We start from the raw sequence: 3,426 nt of genomic DNA on the forward strand, positions 1-3,426 counted from the left end.
CGGGCCGGGCGAGTCCGCGGGCTCGGCCGGCTGGAGCGCGCGTTCTGGCGCATCGCGTACATGCGCGCGTACTTCGCCCTGATGGGGGCGGCGCTCTGGCAGCCGCCGCTCTTCGGTTCGAACATGGTCATGCGGCGGGTCGCGTGGCTCGCGGTGCGGTCGCGCGTGCACCGCACGGACCCCCGGGTGCACGACGACGTCGACCTGTCCGTCCAGTTCGATCCGGCCTGGCGGGTGGTGCTCGACCGGTCCCTCGTGATGAGCGTGTCCGGCGGACCGGTCCGCGACCTCAGGGGGTTGGTCGTCCGGACCGGCAAGGCGCTCCGGACCCTCACGCTCGGCGGGTTCCGGATCGTGCCGGTCGTCCGGGCGGTCCGGCGATCGTCGGCGGGACCCCGGGCGGTGCCGGTCCGGCGTCCCGAGGTCGGGCATCCGCACGCGGACGCGCTCCGCCCGGTGCGCGGATGATCTGGGACTGAGCGGTCGTACAGGCTCGTCCGCGGGCACGATGGGTGCATGGCAACGACCGACCCACCCACGACGACCCCACGACTCAAGACCTGGGTGTTCTGGCCTGCCGCCGTCATCGTGCTCGCCTTCGTCGCGTGGACGCTCATCGCCCCGTCGTCGGCCGAAGCGGCGTTCTCGGCCCTGCAGGACGGAATCGTCCGGAACTTCAGCTGGTACTACGTGCTCATCGCCGCGTTCTTCGTCGGTTTCTCGGTCTTCGTCGGCTTCAGCCGGTTCGGCGACATCAAGCTCGGCAAGGACCAGGACGAACCCGAGTTCTCGACCGGCTCCTGGTTCGCGCTGCTGTTCGCCGCCGGCATGGGCATCGGCCTCGTGTTCTACGGGGTGTCCGAACCGCTCAGCCACTTCGCGGACCCGCGCCCGGGCGTCACCGGCGACGAGGCGTCCCTCGCCCAGCAGGCCATGACCCAGACCTTCCTGCACTGGGGCCTGCACGCGTGGGCGATCTACGTCGTCCTGGGCCTCGCCCTCGCGTACGCGATCCACCGCCGCGGCCGCCCCGTGTCGATCCGGTGGGCCCTCGAGCCACTCCTCGGCGCACGGGTCAAGGGCGGATGGGGCAACCTCATCGACGTCATCGCTCTGGTCGGCACCCTGTTCGGCGTCGCGACGTCGCTCGGGCTCGGCGTGATCCAGATCGGTGCCGGACTCGAGAGCGCCGGGATCGCCGAGAGCAGCACCGTCAGCCAGCTCGCCATCATCGCCGTCATCACCGCCCTGACGATCGTCTCCCTCGTCACCGGCGTGACGAAGGGGATGAAGATCCTGTCGAACTTCAACCTCCTGCTCGCGGCGGCGCTGCTGCTCTTCATCCTCATCGTGGGGCCGACGCAGTACCTGCTGCGCGACTTCGTCCAGTCGATCGGCGCGTACCTGCAGGACCTCGTCGGGCTCTCGTTCACGGTGAGCGCGCAGCAGGGCGCTGCCGGTGAGGCGTGGCAGGCGGCCTGGACCACGTTCTACTGGGGCTGGTGGATGTCCTGGGCGCCGTTCGTGGGCATCTTCATCGCCCGCATCTCGAAGGGCCGCACCGTGCGGCAGTTCGTCTTCGGTGTCCTGCTCGTCCCGACCGCGCTGACGATGCTGTGGTTCGCCGTGCTCGGTGGCGCGGCCATCCACCGGCAGATGAACGGCGGCGGTCTGATCGGGGCCGACGGGTCGGTCGACGTCGAGGGGTCGCTCTTCACCCTGCTCAGCGACCTGCCTGCAGGCACCGTCCTGACCTTCGGCGCGATCCTGCTCATCGGCGTGTTCTTCGTGACCTCGTCGGACTCGGGATCGCTCGTGATGGCGATGATCGCGTCCGGCGGTGACATCGAGCCGAAGAACTGGCTCCGGGTCTTCTTCGCCGGCGTCTCGGCACTGCTCGCCGTCGCCCTGCTGCTGACCGGGGGGCTCAACGCCCTGAAGACGGCCGCGATCACCACGGCGCTGCCGTTCAGCATCGTCCTCCTGCTCACCTGCTGGTCCACGGTCATCGCCTTCACCCGCGAACGACGCGCGTACGACCGCGCCGAACGGGCGCTCCTGCTCGAACGCGTGGGCGAGTACTACGGCCTCGAGGTCGACGGCCCCGCCGACCGCGGCGTCCACACCGGGATCGGCCGACCGTGGCAGGCGCTGCGCCACAGGCTGCGACCCGCTCGCTCGTCGGATGAACGCGGGCGGTCCGATCGCCAGGCCCGTCCGGACGTCGCGCTCGAGCCGGACCCGCCGATCCACACCGAGGCGGTCTCCCCGGATCCGGCGCTCGATCCCCGACTCGACGTCGCGACCGCGCGCGAGGACGAGGACGCGACGGGCGGTCGCTGACGCGAGCACAGGCGGACGGCACGACNTCCCGATCGTGCAACGGTCCCGCCGACGGGCGCCCTGGCCGCCCGGAACCGGGCAGGCTGGAGGGATGCCGACGTTCCGCATCAGACAGGGATCCGACCGGCTCGACGTCGAAGCGGTGACCGAGACGGAAGCTCGCGCCCGTGCCGTCGTCTCCGGGCGGTTCCGCGACGACCCCTCCCTCACCGTGACACTGTTCGACGGGGAGCACCCGTCGGCAGCACCCGACCCGGTCCGTGCCACCGGCGCGGTCGCGCCGCGGCTCGACGCGGCGGTGCACCGACCACGTCCGGGCATCGCGGCGCTCCCGTCCACGCGTGCGACCGGCCGCACCCTGTCCGCTCCGACGCAGCTCTTGGCGCTGGTCGCACTCGTCGCGCTGCTGTTCGCGGTCGTCGCCTCCGGAGTCGCCGCGATCACGTGGCACGCCACCCGGCCGGGTCCGCTCGGCGAATGCGCACGGATCGGCCTCTGCCGGGCCACCCCACTGTCGAAGGTCGAACAGCGCACCGGCGTGCACTTCCCCGACGGGACGGTCCGCATCCGGTCCTCGGCGTCCCGGGACGGGTCGTACGCGGCAGCGCTCGTCCGTCTCCCCGTCGGGTCCGACGTCCCCGCACTGGCGGGCGCGTCCTCGGCGGACGTGACCGCGAGGGCCTCCGCAGCGCTCCACAGCGCGTCGGCGACGGACCTGCGAGGACGTGTGGCGGGGCACGTCGGCGAGTACACGGGCGAGGTCGACGGACGAACCGTGGTCTTCGTCCGCTACGACACCCGGCTCGGACCGGCCTGATGACGGACGCAACGCACACCCGGATGATGACGGCGGTGGTCACCACGGGGATCGGCGGCGTCGAACGGCTCGAGCATCGACGCGTTCCCGTGCCGGCCGTCGGACCGGGCGACGTCCTGGTCCGCGTGGCCGCCGCCGGTGTGAACAACACCGACATCAACACCCGGATCGGCTGGTACAGCTCCTCGGTCCGCGACGGCACCGGCAGCGCGGCACCGCTCGCGGACGGGGAGTCCGGTGGCTACGCCGGCCCTCGCCGTCCCGCT

The 3,426-nt window shown here is 71.7% G+C and carries 2 protein-coding genes and 2 pseudogenes; all 4 read left to right on the top strand.

All coding sequences use genetic code 11. From position 1 onward, the window contains the following. A pseudogene (locus I5E_RS25720) lies at nt 1-468 on the top strand (hypothetical protein); the annotation flags it as partial. A 48-nt stretch (nt 469-516) separates the two neighbouring features. Beyond that, nucleotides 517-2,343, top strand: a complete 1,827-nt coding sequence (locus I5E_RS17275) for a BCCT family transporter (protein WP_022908092.1) — start codon at nt 517-519, stop codon at nt 2,341-2,343. Between the two features lie 91 nt (nt 2,344-2,434). Further along, nucleotides 2,435-3,160, top strand: coding sequence for a hypothetical protein (locus tag I5E_RS17280; protein ID WP_022908093.1), 726 nt, complete (start codon nt 2,435-2,437; stop codon nt 3,158-3,160). Further along, nucleotides 3,160-3,426, top strand: a pseudogene (locus I5E_RS26065) (NAD(P)H-quinone oxidoreductase); the annotation flags it as partial. The gene I5E_RS17280 and the pseudogene I5E_RS26065, both read left to right, overlap by 1 nt.

The organism is Curtobacterium sp. B18 (assembly GCF_000333375.1).
Classification (GTDB): domain Bacteria; phylum Actinomycetota; class Actinomycetes; order Actinomycetales; family Microbacteriaceae; genus Curtobacterium.

Coding starts and splice junctions, on each gene's coding strand:
- I5E_RS17275 (WP_022908092.1), top strand. CDS start 517: ATGGCAACGACCGACCCACCCACGACGACCCCACGACTCAAGACCTGG.
- I5E_RS17280 (WP_022908093.1), top strand. CDS start 2,435: ATGCCGACGTTCCGCATCAGACAGGGATCCGACCGGCTCGACGTCGAA.